Origin of the sequence: Pseudomonas sp. RA_35y_Pfl2_P32, assembly GCF_963970735.1 — a bacterium.
GTDB lineage: Bacteria > Pseudomonadota > Gammaproteobacteria > Pseudomonadales > Pseudomonadaceae > Aquipseudomonas.
In genome coordinates, this window is the sequence record NZ_CAXAQF010000034.1 from 1 (window position 1) to 20,225 (window position 20,225).

Annotated in this window: 19 protein-coding genes; all 19 read right to left on the minus strand. The window is 62.7% G+C overall.

Annotated features, from left to right (window positions below):
- Positions 1-160: 160 nt before the first annotated feature.
- The gene (locus AACY45_RS25370) at positions 161-1,429 is read right to left on the minus strand and encodes a flagellar hook-length control protein FliK (protein WP_339548123.1); all 1,269 of its coding nucleotides are present in this window, start codon (positions 1,427-1,429) and stop codon (positions 161-163) included.
- An 81-nt stretch (positions 1,430-1,510) separates the two neighbouring features.
- Positions 1,511-1,879: an Hpt domain-containing protein gene (locus tag AACY45_RS25375; protein WP_339548124.1), complete on the minus strand. Its 369-nt coding sequence runs from the start codon at positions 1,877-1,879 to the stop codon at positions 1,511-1,513.
- Between the two features lie 31 nt (positions 1,880-1,910).
- Positions 1,911-3,617, minus strand: a complete 1,707-nt coding sequence (locus AACY45_RS25380; RefSeq protein ID WP_339548173.1) for an ATP-binding SpoIIE family protein phosphatase — start codon at positions 3,615-3,617, stop codon at positions 1,911-1,913.
- A gap of 5 nt (positions 3,618-3,622) precedes the next feature.
- Positions 3,623-3,931 carry an STAS domain-containing protein gene (locus tag AACY45_RS25385; protein ID WP_339548125.1) on the minus strand — a complete coding sequence of 103 codons (309 nt, stop codon included), beginning with the start codon at positions 3,929-3,931 and terminating at the stop codon, positions 3,623-3,625.
- An 87-nt stretch (positions 3,932-4,018) separates the two neighbouring features.
- Positions 4,019-4,471 carry a flagellar export protein FliJ gene (gene fliJ / locus AACY45_RS25390; protein WP_339548126.1) on the minus strand — a complete coding sequence of 151 codons (453 nt, stop codon included), beginning with the start codon at positions 4,469-4,471 and terminating at the stop codon, positions 4,019-4,021.
- Between the two features lie 6 nt (positions 4,472-4,477).
- On the minus strand, positions 4,478-5,836 hold the full coding sequence (gene fliI / locus AACY45_RS25395) for a flagellar protein export ATPase FliI (RefSeq protein WP_339548128.1): 1,359 nt from the start codon (positions 5,834-5,836) through the stop codon (positions 4,478-4,480).
- Positions 5,826-6,608 (minus strand): flagellar assembly protein FliH, encoded by a 783-nt coding sequence (gene fliH / locus AACY45_RS25400; protein ID WP_339548129.1) that lies wholly within the window; start codon positions 6,606-6,608, stop codon positions 5,826-5,828. The genes fliI and fliH overlap by 11 nt, the downstream gene beginning before the upstream one ends.
- 4 nt (positions 6,609-6,612) lie before the next feature.
- Complete coding sequence (gene fliG / locus AACY45_RS25405) at positions 6,613-7,632, minus strand: flagellar motor switch protein FliG (protein ID WP_095169985.1); 1,020 nt, start codon at positions 7,630-7,632, stop codon at positions 6,613-6,615.
- Positions 7,625-9,412, minus strand: coding sequence for a flagellar basal-body MS-ring/collar protein FliF (fliF, locus tag AACY45_RS25410; RefSeq protein WP_339548130.1), 1,788 nt, complete (start codon positions 9,410-9,412; stop codon positions 7,625-7,627). Before fliF ends, fliG begins: the two co-directional genes overlap by 8 nt.
- Positions 9,413-9,426: 14 nt before the next feature.
- Entirely contained in the window at positions 9,427-9,753 is a 327-nt protein-coding gene (gene fliE / locus AACY45_RS25415; protein WP_095169987.1) for a flagellar hook-basal body complex protein FliE, read from the minus strand.
- 256 nt (positions 9,754-10,009) lie between these two features.
- On the minus strand, positions 10,010-11,410 hold the full coding sequence (locus tag AACY45_RS25420) for a sigma-54-dependent transcriptional regulator (protein ID WP_339548133.1): 1,401 nt from the start codon (positions 11,408-11,410) through the stop codon (positions 10,010-10,012).
- A 5-nt stretch (positions 11,411-11,415) separates the two neighbouring features.
- The gene (locus AACY45_RS25425) at positions 11,416-12,615 is read right to left on the minus strand and encodes a sensor histidine kinase (RefSeq protein WP_445261223.1); all 1,200 of its coding nucleotides are present in this window, start codon (positions 12,613-12,615) and stop codon (positions 11,416-11,418) included.
- A 110-nt stretch (positions 12,616-12,725) separates the two neighbouring features.
- Complete coding sequence (locus tag AACY45_RS25430) at positions 12,726-14,201, minus strand: sigma-54 dependent transcriptional regulator (RefSeq protein WP_339548135.1); 1,476 nt, start codon at positions 14,199-14,201, stop codon at positions 12,726-12,728.
- A 177-nt stretch (positions 14,202-14,378) separates the two neighbouring features.
- Entirely contained in the window at positions 14,379-14,675 is a 297-nt protein-coding gene (locus AACY45_RS25435; RefSeq protein WP_339548136.1) for a flagellar protein FliT, read from the minus strand.
- A 24-nt stretch (positions 14,676-14,699) separates the two neighbouring features.
- Positions 14,700-15,101: a flagellar export chaperone FliS gene (gene fliS, locus AACY45_RS25440; protein WP_339548138.1), complete on the minus strand. Its 402-nt coding sequence runs from the start codon at positions 15,099-15,101 to the stop codon at positions 14,700-14,702.
- 140 nt (positions 15,102-15,241) lie between these two features.
- Positions 15,242-16,606 (minus strand): flagellar filament capping protein FliD, encoded by a 1,365-nt coding sequence (fliD, locus tag AACY45_RS25445; RefSeq protein WP_339548140.1) that lies wholly within the window; start codon positions 16,604-16,606, stop codon positions 15,242-15,244.
- An 82-nt stretch (positions 16,607-16,688) separates the two neighbouring features.
- On the minus strand, positions 16,689-17,033 hold the full coding sequence (locus AACY45_RS25450; RefSeq protein WP_339548142.1) for a flagellar protein FlaG: 345 nt from the start codon (positions 17,031-17,033) through the stop codon (positions 16,689-16,691).
- Between the two features lie 73 nt (positions 17,034-17,106).
- Positions 17,107-18,825: a flagellin N-terminal helical domain-containing protein gene (locus AACY45_RS25455; protein ID WP_339548144.1), complete on the minus strand. Its 1,719-nt coding sequence runs from the start codon at positions 18,823-18,825 to the stop codon at positions 17,107-17,109.
- Between the two features lie 285 nt (positions 18,826-19,110).
- Positions 19,111-20,037, minus strand: a complete 927-nt coding sequence (locus tag AACY45_RS25460; protein WP_339548146.1) for a ketoacyl-ACP synthase III — start codon at positions 20,035-20,037, stop codon at positions 19,111-19,113.
- Between the last annotated feature and the right edge of the window lie 188 nt (positions 20,038-20,225).

The following is a 20,225-nucleotide window of genomic DNA, read 5'->3' on the forward strand; positions in this document are numbered from 1 at the left end:
AAAGGAGTTTTTACCCAGGTCGATGGCGGCGATAGCTACGTTGTTCATGAGAATGGTCTCCGATGGGCCCCTTGCGAAAGCTTAGTGAGCTATCGCAAGGGGCGGTGGGGGTAACCATTTCATTAGGGAGCAGCCTGCATCCTGCTCCCACAAGCGCCCATCAGGCGTAATAGTCGACCACGCTGGAGCCCACTACGCGGGTGGCGCTGGCGGCCACTTCGACACTGGCGGCCGGCGACTCATCGATCATCGGCTCCAGTCGGCCGCCAGTGGCCACGGTGCGGGCCCCCTGCCCCTGCTGCTGCGCCTGTTCCTGGGAGCCACGGGACTGGTCGGAGACATTGACGTCGACCTGACCCATGCCCTGTTGCGCGAACATCTCGCGCAGGCGGTGCATCTGCCCGTCCAGCGCTTCACGCACGCCGACATGGGCACTCATGAAGGTGACCTGGGTCTGCTGGTCGGGAATCATGTTGACGCGGATGTCCAGGCGCCCCAGCTCAGCGGGCTGCAACTGAATGTCCGCCGCCTTGAGGTTGACGCTCGACAGGTACATGACCCGGTTGACCACCTCTTCGGTCCAGCCACTCTGGTGCATGGCGATCGGCTGGTTGACCGGCAGCGCATTGGCGGTTTTCGCCGTGGCGGCCTGGGTCAGCGCGGCCAGGCGATCGGCAAACCCTTCCACGCGGGTGTCACTGCTGGCGGCCTTGAGGTCCTTGAGGCCTTCGTCGATCAAGCCACTGAAGGCTCTTTCGCCACCCTCGCCGGCACCGTCCTGGTCCGTTTGCAGGCCGAGCATGCTGGCCATGCCTGCGGCGAAGGTCTGCGCCGCAGTCGGTTCGCCGTCAGCCGGGGCGACAGCAGGTGGTGCCTTGGCTTGAGCCTGGCTGGAAGCGGACAGATGGCCGCTTTGCTCCATCGCCAGGCGCACCGCCGGCAAGCTATCCAGCGGATCGGCCTCGGGGTCGAACGCCGGATCGCTGACTGCCTGGGTGGTGGCCCGCATCGCCGCCTCGATAGCCGGGTCCACAGCCGCTGGGGTCTCGACCACCGGTACCGGCGCCGGCTGGGTGGCGGCCTGAGCCTGCACCGGATCGACCGCGCTGCCTTCAGGCACTGCGCCAGGCTCGCTGTCGGCGGCCTCCTCGGACGCCACTTTTTCGGCAGGCAAGGTTTTGCCGCTAGCGGCAACCGCTGGGGCCGGGACGGCAGGTTTGTCCGCACGGACGGGGTGGTCCGGGGTCTTGTCACGCAGCGGTTTTACCCCCGTATCGGCCGCCGCCAAGGACTTGCCCGCGCCATGGCCGGCAAATACCCGGGCAAAGCCGGACGCCTTGTCCACAGGGGCCGCCGGGGCATTGGCCGGTCCGGACGGCGTCTTGGCCTGCGTGCCAGCCTGCAGCAGGGTGTTGGGGGAAAGGGGCATAGCGGTCTCCGCTGCACTGGAATCGTCGATACAGTTGAGCAAGAAGACTGCAAGGGTCGAGCCAGATCGCCCGGGGGAATGCTAACAGCAGCGATTGGACGAATCAGACGCCAGCGAGCGCTGCCGTTCGGCTTCATACAGGGGCCGCACCAAGGCAAACTCGCCGTCGATTTCACCCACCAGCTTGGCCAGGCCCTTCGGGGCTTTTTCCTTGGCGCGCTGTTCCAGCTCATGGCACAGCCTGGCCAGGCGCAACGCGCCCATGTTGCTGCTGCTGCCCTTGAAACTATGGGCCGCACTGATCAACTGCGCCGCATCGTGCGCCTCGCGCAGGACTTGCAGACGCTCTTCGGAATCCGCCAGGAAGGTGTCCAGCAACACTGGGTAGTCCCCTTCCATGACTTCCTGCAACGCACTGAGTACGTTGCGATCCAGATGTGTATCACTCACTTGCTCGCTCCTTGATCAAGAATGCGCGCGATTATGCCAGAGCCTCCCAGGAAAACTCCACGCGCGCCCGCCGGCCGTCGTCGGACCAACTGGCATTACGGCTCAATTGACGGATCAGGCTGACGCCTCGACCCGATAAACGACCGATGTCCAGCGGCCTGTCCATCACATGCTGCACATCAAACCCCTCACCACTGTCTTCCACCTCTATCACCAGGCAACCGCCCGAGCCTTGCGGGGCAACCTGCACATGCACCCGCAGATAGCCCGCCTCCAGTTGCTCCAGGCGGGCATTGCGCAACTGATAGTAGCGCGCAAAGCCCTGGACATCGCGCTTGAGGCTCGAATCCAGGCCCAGCACGCCATGCTCCAGGGCATTGGAGTACAGCTCGGCCAGCACACTATGCAGCGCCGCACTTTGCGCCCGCAGGCCATGCACCTCCAGCAGCAACTGCAGCAGGTAGGGCAGCGGATCGAAGCGCTTGAGGGACTCGGCGCGAAACTCGAAACTCAACGACCAGTCCAGCGGGCTGGACTGGCCACTGTCGGAATAGACCAGGGCTGGCGGAGTGAGCTGGGCCGGCTCCACCAGGCTGATTTCCAGCAGGCTCACGTCATCCCGGGCCTGGCCGCCAAAATCGCGCAGCGCTTGCTCGATCTCCTCGAACAACTGCCCGGGCTCCAGGTTGTCGGCGAACACCTGCAATAGTCGCTCGACACCAAACAGCTGCTCGGCGCTGTCACAGGTATCGATCACCCCATCTGTCAACAGCAACACCCGATCGCCCAGGGCCATCGGGAACACTTCCGTGCGGTCGTCGAACGCCTGGGCGCTCAACACGCCCAGCGGCAAGTGCCGTGACTTCAGTGGCCGGCGCTCGCCACTGGCGACGTCATGCAGGTAACCGTCAGGCATCCCACCGTTCCAGACCTCGGCTGAACGGCGCTGGAAACTCAGGGACAGCAGGGTGGCGCAGCAGAACATGTCCACCGGCAGGATGCGCTTGAGCTTGGCATTCATCTCACGCAGGATGTGCGCCAAGCCAAACCCCTTGGCCGTCATCCCGTAAAACACTTCGGCCAGGGGCATGGCCCCCACGGCCGCCGGCAACCCGTGGCCGGTGAAGTCACCGAGCAGCACATGCATGTCCCCAGCCGGGGTGAACGCCGCCAGCAGCAGATCCCCATTGAACAGCGCATAGGGCGATTGTCGGTAGCGGATGTTTGGTGCGCTCAGGCAGCCCGAGTGGGCGACCTTGTCGAACACCGCCTTGGCCACGCGCTGCTCGTTGAGCAAGTGGTGATGGTGGCGGACGATCTGGTCACGCTGCTCCAGCACCGTCGCCTGCAAACGCCGCAAGCGATCCATGGCCTTGATCTTGGCCGCCAGCACCACCTGGTTATAGGGTTTGGCCAGGAAGTCGTCACCGCCCGCCTCCAGGCAGCGAGCCAGTCCTTCGTTCTCGCTCAGGGAGGTGAGGAAGATGATCGGCACCAGGGTTTCCCCGGCCAGTTGCTTGATCTGGCGCGCCGCATCGAAGCCGTCCATCACCGGCATCAGGGCGTCCATCAACACCAGGTGCGGACGCGCCTGGCGGTACAGTTCAACTGCCTCGGCGCCGTTCGCCGCCATCAGCACCGCGTGGCCCTGACGACGGACGATGCCCGACAGTAGCAGGCGATCGGCCGCGCTGTCTTCGGCGATCAGGACCGTCAGGGGCTCGAGCGGCGGCGTCAGGTCGCTCAACTGATGTCGAACAACTTGTCGAAATTGGAGATGGCGAGGATTTTTCGCACGTCGGAACTGCTGTTGACCAGCCGCACATCGGAATCGTCGCCGCCCGCATGATCGCGTAGCAACAGCAGCATGCCCAACGCCGAACTGTCGAGGTAGGTGGCCTCCTTGAGGTCGACCACCACCGAGTTGGGCCGCTGATTGTCGAGCTGCTCGTAGGACTCACGGAATGCCTGATGCTTGGCAAAATCGAACCGGCCCTTGATCGAGATCGTCAGCTTTTGCCCATCCGCTGAGACTTGCGTATTGACTGACATGCGAGAGCTTCCTTGTCTTTGGCAATCGTGTACAAGGTTTAGCACCTGTACAGGTCGTGAGCAAGGCAGCCCATCGACCCGCGTCACTCAAGGATACGGACTCTGCCGCGGCAAGCGCTGGGACAGCTCGTCGAGCAGCTTCTGCTCGCGCTTGTCTTCCAGTTGCCGGGCCTCGTCGATGTAGCGCTGCACCAGCTTGCGCAAGCCTTCGACCCGGGCGTAGGCCTGTTGCCAGCCGTCGCGGGCCTTGTCCAGGTTGTTCTGGTGCCAGGCCAGGCTTTGCCGCTGCTGGTCGATGGCGGTGCCCAGTTGTGCGAGGAAGCCCTGGTAACCCAGCAGCCATTGCCCGGACACCCCTTCGCGGCCGCGCTCAACCCAGCGTTCCAGGTATTCGAGGCGAAATCCGTCGAGGTCGGCCAACTTGTTTTCGGCGAGCCGCACCTGGCCCTGGAAGTAGCCCAGGCGCTGGGCGGCGGTCTTCTCGGCCTTTTCCGCCATGTCGACCACTGGCGCCAGGCGCGCTGCTCGGCTCTGGGCCATGGCCGCTTAGCCTCCGGCTGCCGGAGCGAAAAGGGTTTCCAGGTGGGCGTGGCTTTCGCCCAGGCTGATGTTGTCGTTGAGGCCCTGGCGCAGGTAGCTGACCATGGTCGGCTGCAGGGCAATGGCGGTGTCGGTTTCGCGATCGCCGCCGGCCACGTAGGCGCCGACGCTGATCAGGTCGCGGCTCTGTTGATAACGGGACCAGAGCTGCTTGAAATATTGGGCGCGGCGCATGTGCTCGGGCGAAACCACCGAGGGCATGACCCGGCTGATGGACGCTTCGATGTCGATGGCCGGGTAGTGCCCCTCCTCAGCCAGGCGCCGGGACAACACGATGTGGCCGTCGAGCACGCCCCGCGCCGAGTCGGCGATCGGATCCTGCTGGTCATCGCCCTCCGACAGCACGGTGTAGAAGGCCGTGATCGACCCGCCGCCCGCCTCGGCATTGCCCGCGCGCTCCACCAGTTTCGGCAACTTGGCGAACACCGAAGGCGGATAGCCCTTGGTCGCGGGCGGCTCGCCGATGGCCAGGGCAATTTCCCGCTGGGCCTGGGCAAAACGGGTCAGCGAGTCCATCAGCAACAGGACATTCTTGCCCTTGTCGCGAAAATACTCGGCGATGCGCGTGCAGTACATCGCCGCGCGCATGCGCATCAGCGGCGCATCGTCGGCCGGCGAAGCCACCACCACCGAGCGCTTGAGGCCCTCTTCACCGAGGATGTGTTCGATGAACTCCTTCACTTCCCGGCCCCGCTCACCGATCAGCCCCACCACGATGATGTCGGCTTCGGTGAAGCGGGTCATCATGCCCAGCAGCACACTCTTGCCCACCCCGGTACCGGCGAACAGGCCCAGGCGCTGGCCGCGGCCGACCGTGAGCAAGCCATTGATCGAGCGAATGCCGACGTCCAGCGGCACGCTGATGGGATCACGGTTGAGCGGGTTGATGGTCGGGCCGTCCATCGGCACCCAGTCTTCGGCCTTCATACCGCCCTTGCCGTCCAGCGCCCGACCGGCACCGTCGAGCACCCGTCCGAGCATGCTCATGCCCATTGGCAGGCGGCCGTTGTCCGCCAGCGGTACGACCCGCGCGCCCGGGGCGATCCCGGCCACGCTACCCACCGGCATCAGGAATACTTTGTTGCCGGAAAAGCCCATGACCTCGGCCTCGACTTCGACCGGGTGATAGCTGTCGTCGTTGATCACCCGGCAGCGGCTGCCCATGGCTGCGCGCAAGCCTTCGGCCTCCAGCGTCAGGCCGACCATGCGCAACAGGCGCCCTTCGAGGACCGGCTGGCCCGGCAACTGCACCGCGGCGGCGTAGCTGCCCAGGCGCTTGGCAAAACTGGTGCGATCAAGGCGCATCGGGGCTGACCGGCGGGGCAACGGCATTCAGGTCGAGCTGCAAATCCGCGGGCGCCGGGTGCAGCGCCTGCTCGTGCAACTGGTCGAGCAACTGCGCCGTGGCCTGGGCAATGCGGGTTTCCACCGTCGCGTCGATCCGGCTGTGCTCGGTCTCGACCCGGCAACCACCGGGCAACAGCGTCTCGTCCTCGACGATGCGCCAGCTTTCCTCGTGGCGTTCGCGCAGGGCTTTGACCTGGGCAAAATCCTGGGGATTGATGTACAGGCGCACGTTCTCCACCCCCAGCGGCAGCAGCTTGAGGGCTTCGCGCATGACGTGTTCCAGCTGGCTCGAGTCGATGGCCAACTCGCGCTGGATCACCTGCCGGGTCACGTGCTGAACCAGCGCCACCAGGCCCTTTTCAATCTGTGTGTCCTGCTCGGCGATGGGCTCGAACAGATTGACCATCAGCCGTTCCAGGCTGGCCAACTTCGCGTTCAGGGCCACGTCGGCTTCCTGGCGAACCTTGAGGGTGGTGCTGTGAAAGCCTTCTTTCTCGCCGGTGGCAAACCCTTCGTTCCAGGCTTCCTGGCGAATGCTCTCGAGTTCTTCCAGGGTCAGTGGCTGGACTTCCTCCAGCGGCACTTCTTCCATCTGCGGCGGTTCCGGCTCGGGCTCAGGTTCGGGTTCCGGGACGTACGGATCAAAACTGGGCAGCGCCCAGATGTCGAGCCCGCTGACATCACGCGCACGAATCAGGTCGCTGGGCGACTCATCACTCTTGGCAGCCATAGGGTCAGATCATTTCTTCGCCGCCCTTCCCGCCGAGAACGATTTCTCCGGCTTCGGCCATACGGCGGGCAATGGTGAGGATTTCCTTTTGTGCCGTCTCGACGTCGCTGACGCGCACCGGGCCCTTGGCCTCGAGGTCGTCGCGCAGCAGTTCGGCGGCGCGCTTGGACATGTTCTTGAAGATCTTCTCCTTGACCCCTTCGTCCGAGCCCTTGAGGGCCAGCACCAGCACATCGGAGGACACTTCGCGCAGCAACGCCTGGATCCCGCGGTCGTCGACATCGGCCAGGTTGTTGAACACGAACATCAGGTCTTCGATCTGACCGGACAGGTCTTCGTCGACTTCGCGGATCGAATCCATGAGCTGGCCTTCGATCGAACTGTCGAGGAAGTTCATGATGTCGGCGGCACGCTTGATCCCGCCCAGGGTGGTGCGCGAGGCGTTGGAATTGCCGGAGAACTGCTTCTCGAGAATCTGGTTGAGTTCCTTGAGCGCCGCCGGCTGCACGGTGTTGAGCGACGACACGCGCAGGATGATGTCCAGGCGCACCTTGTGGTCGAAGTTGCCCAGCACTTCACCGGCCTGGTCGGGGTCCAGGTAAGCCACGACAATGGCCTGGATCTGCGGGTGCTCGTAGCGGATCACGTCCGCCACCGCGCGCGGCTCCATCCACTTGAGGCTGTCCAGGCCGCTGGTGTTGCCGCCCAGCAGGATGCGGTCGATCAGGCCATTGGCCTTGTCTTCGCCCAGGGCCTGGGTGAGCATTTTGCGGATGTAGCCGTCGGAGCCCACGCCCAGGCTGGTCTGGTCGCCGACGATGTCGACGAACTCGCTCATCACCTGCTCGACCTGCTCGCGGTGTACGTTGCCCATCTGCGCCATGGCCACGCCGACGCGCTGGACCTCTTTCGGGCCCATGTGGCGCAGCACTTGCGCGGCGTCGGTTTCGCCCAGGGACAGCAGCAGGATCGCGGCTTTGTCGACCCGGCTGAGTTTGGCGATCGAGGCTCGGTTATCACTCATCTGCGTTAATCCACTCTTTCACGACCTGAGCCACACGGCCCGGGTCTTCGGCCACCAGGCTCTTGATTGCGTTCAACTGGGCGTCATAGCCTTCGCTCGGGCTTGGCAGCAGGATGCTTTGCGGGCCGCCGAGGCTGACCCGGTCATTGCCCAGCTCACCCTCCAGCCCGCCCATGCCGCCGAGCTCGGCATCGCTGCCGATCCCTGCCAGTTGCCGGCCCTTGCCGCCACCGGTGATGTTGTTGAGCACCGGACGCAGCACGCCGAATACCAGCACCAGGATGAACAGCACGCCGACCACTTGCTTGACCACATCCCAGAACCAGGGCTGGGAGTAGAACGGGATCTCGGCAATCACTTCGCCGCGTTCGGTCGAGAATGGCACGTTGATCACGCTGACGCTGTCGCCACGGCTGGCGTCGAAGCCGACCGCGTCCTGCACCAGGCGGGTGAAGCGCGCCAATTCATCGGCGGTCCACGGTGCGCGGGAGGTTTCGCCGTTGGCGGGATTGACCTTGACCTGGTCATCGACCACCACCGCCACCGACAACCGGTTCAAGCGGCCTTGCTGCTGCTTGGTGTGGCTGATGGAGCGGTCGAGTTCGAAGTTCTTGGTCGATTGCTGACGCTTGTCCGCCGGGTATGGGGCGAGCATCGGCTGGCCGGTGGCCGGGTCCATGATCTGCTGGCCGTTGGCATCGAGCAGCGGCTGGCCGGGCTGCACCATGCCGCCTGCGGCGGCAGCGCCACCGGTGGCTTGCGGTGCCGAAGCCGGTGCCGGCGGCTGGTTGCTCAGGGCACCCGGTACGCCTTGCGGGCCATTGCTGGCGGTACGCTGTTCGGAGGTCGACTGCTCGCTGCGCAGGGCCGGTTGATCGGGGTTGAACTGCTCGGAGGTCGACTCGACCGCACTGAAGTCGACGTCGGCGGACACTTCGGCCTTGTAGCGGTCATTGCCCAGCACCGGCTGCAGGATGTTGTGCACGCGCTGGGTGAGCATGCTTTCCATGCGGCGGCTGTAGTCGAACTGCTTGCCGGCCATGGTCAGCGCGGAGTTCTCCGCCTGATCGGAGAGCAGGGTGCCCTTCTGGTCGACCACGGTAATTTGCGACTTGCTCAGTTCCGGGACGCTGGTTGCCACCAGATTGACGATGGCCACCACCTGGCTCGGCTCCAGCGAGCGGCCGGCGTACAGCTCCACCAGCACCGAGGCGCTGGGCTTGCGCTCGTCGCGCACGAACACCGAGCTTTTCGGAATGGCCAGGTGCACGCGGGCACCCTTGACGTTGTTCAGGCTGGCAATGGTCCGTGCCAGTTCACCTTCGAGGCCGCGACGGTAACGGGTCGCTTCCATGAACTGACTGGTGCCCAGGCCCTGGTCCTTGTCGAGGATTTCAAAACCGATGTTGCCGTCGGTGGGGGTCACCCCAGCGGCGGCCAGCTTGAGCCGCGCACGCGGCAAGTCATCGGCCTTGACCAGCAAGGCACCGGAGTTGGGTTCGACGGTGTAGGGAATGTCGGCGGTGGCCAGGGTCTCCATCACCTGTTTGGCGTCCATCCCGGCCAGGCTGCCGTACAACGGCCGGTAGTCCGGTTGCTGCGACCAGAGGACCACGGCAAAACCAATCGCCACACTCGCAGCCAGGCCCACCAGTAGGCCCACCTGCCGCAGCATGGTCATCTCGGAGAGGTTTTCCAGGAAGGACAGGCCGAACAGCGGCGATTTGCCCTCTGCCGCGGCGGCCTTGGCCGGAACGTTATTGGCGACTGCTTCTGCCATGACTCAATGTGTCCTTAAACCGGCATCTGCATGATGTCTTGGTACGCCTGAACCAGCTTGTTGCGGACCTGGGTCAGCGCCTGGAAGGAGACGCCGGCTTTTTCCTTGGCGATCATCACGTCGGTCAAGTCGACACCGCTTTTGCCGATTTCGAACGCGGTGGACAACTGGGTCGACGCCTGCTGGGTGTCGTTGACCTTGTTCACGGCCTGGCCCAGCATGTCGGCAAAGCTGCTGCCGGCTTCTTGGGGCGCGGCAACGGCCTTGGGTGCGGCCATGGCGTCCATTTGCATGGCGCGCATGTCCAGCATCAACCGGTTAAATTCAATTCCTTGGCTCATGACTGCTCTCTCTGACGACCCGCAATTTTTTGACGCTCACTCGGCGGATAGACTGGTGTTAGCAACAAGGGTGCCAGCTCCGCCGGGGCCCACGGATAAAAGCCCTTGTAGCCGCTGCCGAGCCCGCAAGGCTGCGTTCGGCCGCGAAGCGGTCGTAATTCGGTGTCAGCCTACAGATCTGGCGAGGACTGCGTCCTCGAACGCAGCCTCGCGGGCTCGACAGCGGTTACGGGGTTACGGGAATCGTCGGCTTGGCTCAGGTGGCGAACAGGTGCCCTTCCACGTCCATTCCGGCGTCGCGCATTTGCGCCAGTTTGTAACGCAGGGTGCGAGGGCTGATGCCCAGGCGTTCGGCGGCTTCCTTGCGGCGACCGCGTTCGGCGCGCAGGGTGTCGATGATCATCTGGAATTCCCGGCGACGCAGGTCGTCACCCAGGGCTCCGGCCGACTCGCCGGGCGCCGCCTCGACCTCCAGCGCGCGTGCAGACACCGCCCTTGGCGCCAGGCTCGGCAGCGGCGCGCAGGCCACCGGCCCTGACAGGCAGAAGTCCTGCGGCTCGATCACCCCGCCCTGCTGCAGGATCAGCGCACGCTGGATCGCATTGTCCAGCTCGCGCACATTGCCCGGCCACGGATACCCGACCAGACAGGCCTGGGCCTGTGGCGACAATCGCGCCGCCGCGTGGTGCATTTTATTGACGTGCTTGGCCAGCAGGCGCTCGGCCAGCGGCAGAATATCGGCAGTGCGTTCGCGCAGCGGACGCCACGCCAGGGGAAACACCGACAGGCGATAGTACAGGTCTTCGCGAAACCGCCCCGCCGCCACTTCCCCCGCTAGGTCGCGGTTGGTGGTGGCCACCACCCGGATATCCAGCACGATCGGCTTACGCGCGCCGACCCGCTCGACTTCACGCTCCTGTAGCACCCGCAGCAGCTTGGCCTGCAGCCCCAGGGGCATCTCGGAAATCTCGTCGAGCAGGATCGTGCCGCCATCCGCCTGCTCGAACTTGCCCGCCTGGGCGGCAATCGCTCCGGTGAACGCGCCCTTCTCATGGCCGAACAGCGTGGCCTCGAGCATGTTGTCCGGAATCGCCGCGCAATTGATCGCAATGAACGGCTGGTTGGCGCGCCGCGAGTGCTGATGGATGTAGCGCGCCAGCACTTCCTTGCCGGTGCCCGACTCGCCGGAAATCAGCACCGTCGAATCACTGCGGGCCACCCGTGCCGCCAACGCCAGCAACTGGGCACTGGCCGGTTCGAACGCCACTGGCCCTTCGCCTTCGCCACCGCCCAGGCACCCCAGGGCATGGCGCGCCACCAGATCCAGCAGGGCCTTGGGCTCGAACGGCTTGACCAGATAGTCGGCCGCGCCCTGGCGCATCGCATCCACCGCGCGCTCCACTGCCCCATGGGCCGTCATCAGCAACACCGGCAACTGGGGATGGCGCACCCGCAACAGACTCAACAACTGATGACCGTCCATGCCGGGCATGTTGACGTCGCTGACCACCAGGTTGAAGGGCTCGCGCGCCGCCGCCTCCAGCGCCTCTTCGGCGCTAGCGACGGCGCGGTAGTCGTGGCCGGCCAGCAGCAGCGTATCGGCCAGCGCTTCGCGCAGGGCACGGTCGTCTTCGACCAGCAGAACCTTGATTTGCATTGACCTCACTCCGTTTCCTGCGCGCTGCCAAACAACGGCAGGTCGAGCACCGCACAGGTGCCACGGCCTGGCCGCGAGCGCAGTTGCAAGTGTCCCTGATGGGCCCGTGCCACCGCCTTGACCACGGTCAGGCCCAGGCCAGTGCCGTTGGTCTTGGTGGTGAAAAAAGGTTCGCCCAGGCGCGCCAGCACCGCGGCCTCGATCCCGGCACCGCTGTCACTGACGCACAGGCGCAAGGTGTTCTGCCGGGCATACAGGTGCACTTTCAAGCGCACCGCGCCGGCACTGGCCTGGATCGCGTTTTCAATCAGGTTCAGCAGCGCCCCCACCAGAGTGTCGCGGTTGCACAGCAACTCTCCGGCGTGGGCGTCGCACTGCCAGCGGATCGGCACGTCCTGGACATGGGTCTGCGCCGCCGCTTGCAACGACTGCAGCAGCAGCTTGGGGCTGACCCGATCGGTCAGCGGCAACTCGCCACGGGCGAACACCAGCATGTCGCGCACCTGATGCTCAAGCTCGTGCAGGCGCTCCTTCAGGCGCCCGGCAAACCGCTGCTGGGTTTGCACCGGCAACGCCTGCTCCGTCAGGTGACTGGCGTAGAGCAAGGCCGCGGACAAGGGGGTGCGGATCTGATGGGCCAAGGACGCGACCATCCGCCCCAGGGACGACAGGCGTTCGTGGCGCGCCAGTTGATCCTGCAGGTGACGGGTTTCGGTCAGGTCGTTGAGCAGCACCAACTGCCCCGGCTCGGCGTCCAGCGAACGGGTGGCAATCGACAGGCGCCGACCATCCTTCAGGGAAATCTCATGACCGTCGTCTTCACGGGGCGCAAAGCAGCGACCGATGACCTGGCGCCACAGCTCACCTTGCAGTGGCAGCCCCAGCAGTTCGCACGCCGCTGGGTTGGCTTCGCTGACGATGCCCTGGGCGTCGATGACGATGACGCCGCCCGGCAACAGGTCGAGCAGGTTCTGCAGGCGATTGGCCAAGCGTTCTTTTTCTGCCAGTTCTTGCAGGCGCTGGGCACTGACCACTTCCAACTCACCCTTGAGCTCCGAGACCCGGGCTTCGAGTCGGCTATAGGAGTCAGTAAGTTGGCTCGACATCTGATTGAACAGGGCGAACGCCTGTTCAAGGCCAGGCCGGTTTGCCGGCTCTACGCCGGGCGCATCGGGGGCTGGAGACATCTGGGCGGCGTGGGGCATCGTGCACTCTCGCTTGGCTGACCGTCAGTGAAACGGAACGTTGCGAGGGATGTAGCAATACCCGTGCCTAAAAAAAACCGCCCCTTATTCAAGGGCTTGGAAAACAGGCGTCAATCGTCCGCCTGTTCGTCCCCTTCACGTCGGCTCATGCCGTACTTGCGCATCTTCTCCACCAGGGTGGTACGGCGGATGCGCAGGCGCTCAGCCGCACGGGCGACGATGCCGTTGGCATCATCCAGGGCCTGCTGGATCAAGCCCTGCTCCAGGCCACCGAGGTAGTCCTTGAGGTCCAGGCCTTCGGGCGGCAGCAAGGCATTGGCGGTGAAGTCCGGGGCATGGCCATTGATGGCCACCCGCTCTTCGAGGTCGCTGCGCAGGCTGTCGACCAGTTGCTCGTCTTCGTCGTCGACGTAGCGGAATTTCTTCGGCAACTCGACCACGCCGATCACCCCATACGGGTGCATGATCGCCATGCGCTCCACCAGGTTGGCCAGTTCACGGACGTTGCCCGGCCAGCCGTGGCGACACAGCGACATGATCGCTGCCGAGTTGAAGCGGATCGAGCCGCGCTTTTCGTGCTCCATGCGCGAAATCAGCTCGTTCATCAGCAACGGGATGTCTTCGACCCGCTCACGCAGCGGCGCCATTTCGATCGGGAAGACGTTCAAGCGGTAGTACAGGTCTTCGCGGAAGCTGCCGACCTCGATCATGCTTTCGAGGTTCTTGTGGGTCGCGGCAATGATCCGCACGTCGACGCTCTGGGTCTTGTTGCTGCCCACGCGCTCGAAGGTGCGCTCCTGCAATACCCGCAGCAGCTTGACCTGCATCGGCAGCGGCATGTCGCCGATCTCGTCGAGGAACAGGGTGCCGCCGTTGGCCAGTTCAAAACGCCCGGCACGGCTGGTGATCGCCCCGGTGAAGGCGCCCTTCTCGTGGCCGAACAGTTCGCTTTCCAGCAACTCGGCCGGGATCGCGCCACAGTTGACCGGCACGAACGGCGCGTCACGGCGCTTGGAGTGATAGTGCAGGTTGCGCGCAACCACTTCCTTGCCGGTGCCCGATTCGCCAAGGATCAGCACACTGGCGTCGGTGTCGGCCACTTGCTGCATCATCTGACGCACGTGCTGGATCGCCCGGCTGGTGCCGACGAGGCTACGGAACAGGTTGGGTTCACGATGACGACCGCGCTCGCGGGCCTGGTCGTACATCTCGCGATAGACCTGGGCACGGTGCAGCGAATCGAGCAATTTGCTGTAGCTGGGGGGCATTTCCAGGGTCGACAACACCCGGCGACGCTGGTCGTCGGGCAGATCCTGAGCACAATTATCGCCCATCAGCAAAACGGGAAGGAACTCATCCCAGGTTGCGAGTGTCTTTAACAGAGCTGACAACGAACCAGGTGCATTGACCGTCCCGATCAGGACACAGATGACTTCACGACTAGACGACAAAGAGCCGACAGCCTGCTGCCAGTCATAGCTTGCGCAGGGTAAGTTTTCTTCACCGAGAAAATTTAAAATCACCGCCAGGTCGCGGCGGCGGACGCTATCGTCATCAATTAGCAGAATTTTGGTTTCACGCCACATGCAATAGCAACTTCCCTAGTCAACTCAATGCCCGAAATAAGAAGGCAAGCTAGACGCCTGCAGGCACGTTAAGCCTAATAGACGTCTGAAATCTGCAAACAGCCACTAGTTAAGTCAAAAAACCGAGCATAGTCAAATTTATGGCGCATATGACCGGACAACTGATTAACCAAAGCGTTAACCGAACAGATGGTAAACCTTTGCCGCGCCCTTCGCTTGTCTGATCTGAGACATCTCGTCGACTATCGCCTGCCGCTCGTCCATCGCCACGTCCAGCAGCCGCTTGTAGACCACCAGCAGGCTCTGCAGGTTCTCGCGCAGCGCCTGCTCATCCACCGGCACCTCGCTGAGCACATCGTCGACACAGGTGCGGCAGGCGACGTCCAGCTCACCGATGGCCTGCCAGTTGCGCTCAGCCAGCGCCTCGACCAGGGCCTCGCGGGTTTGCTCGATGCGTTGCAGGGCTTGGCTCATGACATCATCCTCAGGCCCACAGGCCTATTGCGCTATCTCGTGTGCCGCGATCCCGTCCCAGCCGCTTTTCAGGGTGATCAGCAAGCGGGCGACTTCGTCGATGATTTGCGGGTCATTGCTGATGTTGGCCTGCAGCAGCTGGGTATTCATGTAGTCGTAGAGGCTGGCCAACTGCTGGATTGACGCCGGGTCCTCGGCCTTCTCTTCATCCAGGCCCTGGCGCAGGCCAGTAATGATGTCGATGGCCTTGGTGAGCATCAGGCACTTCTGCGGGGTATCACCACGCTCCAGAGCGCCCTTGGCCTGGGCCAGGCGATCGAGGCCACCTTCGTACAACATCTGGATCAGACGATGCGGACTGGCTTCGGAGATCTGCGCGTGGGAATTGACCTTCTGGTACGCACGCAGGGCTTTCATAGGGTTCATGTTGCTACCTCGGTACAGGCCACAGGCGAATAGGTTTTAGCTAACCAGTTTCTCGACTGCCACCAGGAAAACTTTAATCGGGCCCGCAGGCCCGGGGCATCGCGACCACCGTCACCGGGCGCTTGCGCGCCCCTGGGCTATCAGTCCGACTTCGGATTGTTCAGCGAGTTGAGGGTGGTCATGATGCTGGAGCTGCTGGCGTTGATCTGGGCGATCATGGTGTCCATGGCCGTGTACTTGGCACTGAGGGTTTTCTGCAAACTCTCCATGCGCCGATCCAGGTCCGCCTGCTGGGTGGTGAGGTCGGTCAACTTGGTGTTGAGATCGGTCACCCGGCTCGCCAGCGTCCCGGTGCTGCCCACGTAGGACTCGGTGGCCTTGGTCATGCGCGCCACCAGGCCGGTATCGCCGGTAAACATCTTGGCGATGTCCCCCGCGCCCTTGACCACGGCCTTGTCCCAGACCTTGTCATCCAGGCTCAGCAAACCGGTTTTCTGGTCAGTGGTGATGCCCATCTGCGCCAGGCTGCTCATGGAGCCCGAGCCGGAACTGTTGACCAGTTCGTTGCGCAGATTGTTGACCAGTTGCCGCATCGAGGCGTCGCCGGTCAGCGCGCCTGCGGTGGTGGTCGCCGAATCGCCGGTGGAGGTGACCTTGGTCTGGGTATTGATGCTGGTCATCAGCGCGTTGTAGGCAGTGACGAAGGACTGCACCGAGGTTTTCAGGGTGTCGGTGTTGCTCGCCACATTGACGGTGACTGGCTTGTCCTTGTCCTTGGCCAGCAGCTCCAGGGTCACACCACTGATGGCGGAAGTCACCTTGTTGCTGGTGGACTCCATCGCGATACCGTCGATGCTGTACTTGGCATTCTGCGCCGGCTGGCCCTTGTCATAGCCCTGGACCAGGTCCGAGTCGCCGCTGAGGGTGATATCGGTGTCGACGCCCGTGGTGTTCGAGCCGATCACCAGGCGCCCGCCACTGGCATCGGTCAAGACGTTGGCACTGATGCCCTGGGCCGAGAGCTGGGTGTTGATCGATTCACGCACTTCCTGCAAGGTCGCGCCGCCCGGCACCAAGACGTCGTAGCTCTTGTCACCCTGGTTGATGGTCAGGGTCTGGACTTCGTCGGTGGCGTTGGCCTTGCCTGACGCCCCGCCCTCGAACACCTTGCTGGTGACTTTCGAGGCGGTTGCCAATTGGTCGACCACCACCAGGTACTTGCCGCTGGAGGCGCCATCACCGAGGGTGACCTTGATGTTCTTGTCTTCGGACGAGGTAGCAGCGAGGCCGTTGAACGCGGCCACGTTATTCAACTTGGCGATGGCCGCCCGATAGGACTCCAGCGAGCTCTTCACCGTGCCGACCGCCGACAATTTGATGGTCGTGTCTTTTTGCTGATCGGTGATCTGGGCTTGCTTGGGCGCCTTCTCGGCCCCCACCAACGCCTTGACGATGGCCTGGGTGTCGTAGCCCGAACCCGGGCCGGAAATCGTTGAACTCGCCATTGCTATTCTCCTTGTCCTGTGGCTGCCGCTTTATTGGCGCAGATACCCCTAAGCAGCAGTCAGAAACACATTTCGTGCCAGCTCACACCTGGGTCTGGAACAGCAGGCTGCCGGCATCGCTCAAATTCTGCGCCAGCTTCAGCGCGGTTTCCGATGGAATCTGTCGAATCACCTCACCACTGTCGGTGGCGATCACCTTGACCACTACCTGGCCGGTAGAGTCGTCGATGGAAAAATTCAGGTTACGTTGGGTTGCCTGTACAAACTCGCGGATATCCGTGACGGCCTTTTCCAGCGCCACGCGCTGCGGTTCCTCGCTGGGCTCCGGGCTAGCCGCTAGCGCAGGTGCGGCCTGCTGGGCAGGCACTCCGCCGGCCTGGGCGAGGCCATTGGGATAAGACGTGTTCAGCTTGATGCTCATGTCCATGTCATCACCTCAAAACTGAAAAAACGGAAGGGCACGTGGACGCGCCCTTCCGTTGATCAACCGCTAGCCGAAATTACTGAAGCAGCTTCAGTACAGCGGATGGCAGCTGGTTGGCCTGGGACAGGATCGCAGTGGAAGCCTGTTGCAGGGTTTGTTGCTTGGTCAGCTCGGCGGCTTCGGAAGCGAAGTCAGCGTCTTCTACACGGCCTTTGGAGGCAGTGGAGTTCTGCGAAATGCTTTGCAGGTTGGCCACGGTGCTGGCGAAACGGTTTTGCACCGCACCCAGCTGCGAACGCTGGCTGTCGATCTGCTGCAAGGCACCGTCCAGGGCCTGAACGGCTTGCTGCGAGGTTGCTGCGGACAGGATGGTCAGGTCGGAAACGGTGGTTTCCATGGTCACTGCAGCCTTGGTACCAGCAGCGGAAATAGCGGTCAGGCCCAGTGCGGCCAGACCAGTACCCGCGCTGCCGTCCTTGACAGTGATGTCTTTGTCAGCGAACAGATTCAGGGTGCCGTCAGCGTTTTTGCTGGCGTTTACACCGGTGCTGGCGCTGTTGATCGAGGCAACGATCGCGTCGCTGGTGTCGCCTTTCTTGAACTTGACTTCTACACCGTTCAGGTCGATGGAAGTATCAGCAGTCAGCTTGGCCTGGGAAGTGCCAGCCGACAGACCCAGCTGGGACAGCGAGCCGCTAGCAGTGTTGGCCAGCTTGATGTCTTCACCGTCACCCGAGGTCACTTTCACACGGCCATCAACGATAGCGGCTGTAGCGCCTGTGCCTGCCTGCGCAGCAATAGCGGTCAGGACAGTACCCAGTGTATCGGTTGCGGCCCACGATACTGCCGCGCCATTTACCGTGACACCGCCAACTGCATCCATGGTGGTTGCGTTTGTTTTAGTTGCCGCAACTACCGGACCCGCTGTCAAGCCCAGGCTGACCAAACCATCAGTGGCTGCACCGTTAGAAGAAGCACCGATAGTGAAGTCCGACTTCGAACTCAAAGTCAGTATGCCTGTGGTGGCATCAGCAGTCGCCGAAACGCCGGTAAGGGCTGTTTGGGCATTGATTGCGGCAGCACCATCAGCACCCGCAGGCGCACCAATAGCCGCACCACCAGTCAGATTGATCTCCACACCATTGATACTGAATGCGTCGCCAGCAGTAGTAGCCGTGTTCGCGGCACCCGTTACGGTAGCTTTTTTATCCAGAACCGAACCAGTTGCGGTAGCGCTCAAACCAGCCAAAGCAGTGCTGTTAACGCTCGCTTCGCTGTAGGTACCTTTCAGGCCAGTCGCGCTGATGTCGGTCATGCCGAACGAAATGGTTTCGTTAGCGTTGGCACCGATCTGGAAACCAACGTTGTTGAACGAACCGTCCAGCAGATTACGACCACCGAAGGTGGTGGTGTTGGAAATACGGGTCAGCTCACCCACCTTGGCGGTGAATTCCTGCTGCAGGGAAACACGGTCAGCGTCGCTTTTATCACCGTTCGCAGACTGCAGGGCCAGCTCACGCAGACGTTGCAGCAGGTTGGTGGATTCCTGCATCGCGCCTTCAGCGGTCTGCGCGATCGAAACACCGTTGTTGGCGTTGGCGATGGCTACGTTCAAGCCTTTGACCTGGTTGCCCAGACGGTTGGCGATCTGCATGCCAGCGGCGTCGTCTTTGGCGCTATTGATTTTCAGGCCGGAAGACAGACGGTTCATCGAGTTGCTCAGGGCATCGGAAGCCTTGTTCAGGTTTTTCTGAACGCCCAGGGAGGTGATGTTGGTATTAACAGATAAAGCCATGACGAATTCCTCGTTGGTTGGGTGCTGCGGCTTCCGGCCCTGGCAACCGCCGGGTGTGGCCTAGAGAACCTTCGTAATAGTTATCGTCGTCAATGCAGGTTGCTTGAGGGCTTTTTTCAAGTTTTTTACTAGCAACGTGCCACCCCCTAATGTTTCAAGGCCTTGGGCCGTCTGGCGCGCGTCGTACCTGGCCCTGATTTGGGCCTCGACAGCGGCAAATCCCAGGCAATAAAAAACGCCCATGACCTCGCGGCCATGGGCGTTTTTTTAGCGAATGCTAGCGGGTCACGGGCGGTGGATGATCGCCGAGCCCCAGGACAGGCCTACGCCAAAACCACTGATTGCCACACGCTTCCAGGTGGAGTAGAGCATGTGCTTTTCCAGCAGCAGCGGGATGCTCGAAGACACGGTGTTGCCGGTCTCGACCATGTCCTTGATGAACTTCTCCGGCTCGCCTTCGAAACGCCGCGCCACGGCATCGACAATCGCCGCACTGCCCTGGTGAATGCAGAAGGCGTCGATGTCTTCGGACTTGAGGCCCGAGTCATCCAGCAGTTCGTGCAAGTGCGCCGGGACCTTGAGCAAGGCGAAGTTGAACACCTGGCGACCGTTCATGTAGAACACGCCGTCGCTGACTTTCAGGTGCGGCGCGCCGGAACCGTCGGTACCGAACTTGGCCTTGCCCAGTTGCCAGGCAGCGTCTTCGCCCATCCAGGTGGCGGTGGCCGCATCACCGAACAGCATGGTGGTGTTGCGGTCTTCCGGGTCGACGATCTTCGAATAGGGATCGGCGGTGATCAACAGGCCGTTCTTCAAGCCCGCCGCTTCCATGAAACCCTTGATGGCATACAGGCCATACACGTAGCCGGAGCAGCCCAGGGAGACGTCGAACGCGGCAACCCGGGTCGACAGGCCCAGCTTGTCCTGGACGATGGCTGAGGTGTGGGGCAAGCCTTCTTCGTCGCCGTTCTGCGTGACCACAATCAACACGTCGATGGCTTGACGGTCCAGTTGCGGGTTGTTGGCGAACAACGCATTGGCAGCCTCCACGCACAGATCGGAGGTTTCCTGGCCGGCATCCATGCGCGGCAGAAAGGCCGAGCCAATCTTGCCCAAAATGAACTCTTCATCCTTGGCGAATTTCGCGCCCTGAGCGTAGTTATCAAGCCCGTTCACTGGCACGTAACTGGCGATGCTTTTTATGCCAATCATTGTGGCTTCCCAAAACAGAATAACTGGAGATCACCGCTCGCAGGATCGAGAGGCACTGATAACAAAGGGGGTTGGCCCACAAAACTGCGCCAGACACGGGTGCCAAAATCATGAAAATCAACCCAGCGAACAGCGGGCACCCATCCCACCCTTTTCACACGATACAGTGAAGATGCGCTTTATGACTC